Origin of the sequence: Leisingera sp. ANG-M7, from assembly GCF_000813965.1 — a bacterium.
GTDB lineage: Bacteria > Pseudomonadota > Alphaproteobacteria > Rhodobacterales > Rhodobacteraceae > Leisingera.
The window spans coordinates 1-806 of the sequence record NZ_JWLI01000057.1; the positions used below are offsets into that span (position 1 = coordinate 1).

Genomic DNA, 806 nt, shown 5'->3' on the forward strand with positions numbered 1-806 from the left:
GGGCAACCTGATGTGCCTGTTCAACCGCCAGCGTCCGCGGGCGTTTCAGGATATCTGGGCCGAGTGCGAAGTGATCGTGCTGAGCAAGCAGGAAAATCTGGAATTGTTGAACAAGTAATCCCGGATCAATGCAGCAACGAAAGAGGGCACCAACAGGTGCCCTCTTTGCATTTCCTCATAACCTCGTGCGGGTTACTGCTTGCGGCTGAGGATGTAGAAGGAGATGCCGCCAAACAGCAAGCTGGGCGCGATAGCCGCCAGAATGGGCGGTACCGCATAGACCAGACTGATGGGGCCAAACACCCGATCACTCACATAGACGGCAAAGCCGGTCATGATCCCCATCAGCATCCGAGCCCCCATGCTCACCGAGCGTAGCGGGCCAAAGATGAAGGAGGAGGCCAGCAGGATCATCGCCACCACCGAGAGCGGTGACAGCAGTTTGCGCCACATCTCCAGCTTGTAGCGACCGGCATCCTGCTTGTTGGCATCGAGATAGCCGATGTAGTCGAGCAGACCGGAGACCGAGAGGTTCTCGGGGTCGATACTCACCACCCCCAGCTGCTTGGGCGTCAACTCTGAGCTCCACTCCATCTTGTCATGCTGCTCGCTGCGGATCTGCGCGGGATCGTCGAAGCGGGTAACCTGGGTCTGCTTGAGCAGCCAGTGGTGGCGCTCGAACACCCCCTCCTGCGCCTGCACCACGTCGATCAGCTTGCGCTCGGGGGTGAAGCGATAGAGGGTGATGCCGGTGAGGGCGCCATCGTTACGCACCCCGTTGATATTGACGAAGTTGTTGCCATCGC

The 806-nt window shown here is 59.3% G+C and carries 1 protein-coding gene; it reads right to left on the reverse strand.

The window, feature by feature from the left end; genetic code table 11:
* Positions 1-192: 192 nt before the first annotated feature.
* Positions 193-806 (reverse strand): LPS export ABC transporter permease LptG (gene lptG, locus RA26_RS21965; RefSeq protein WP_039187606.1); only part of this gene is annotated, 614 nt, incomplete at its 5' end.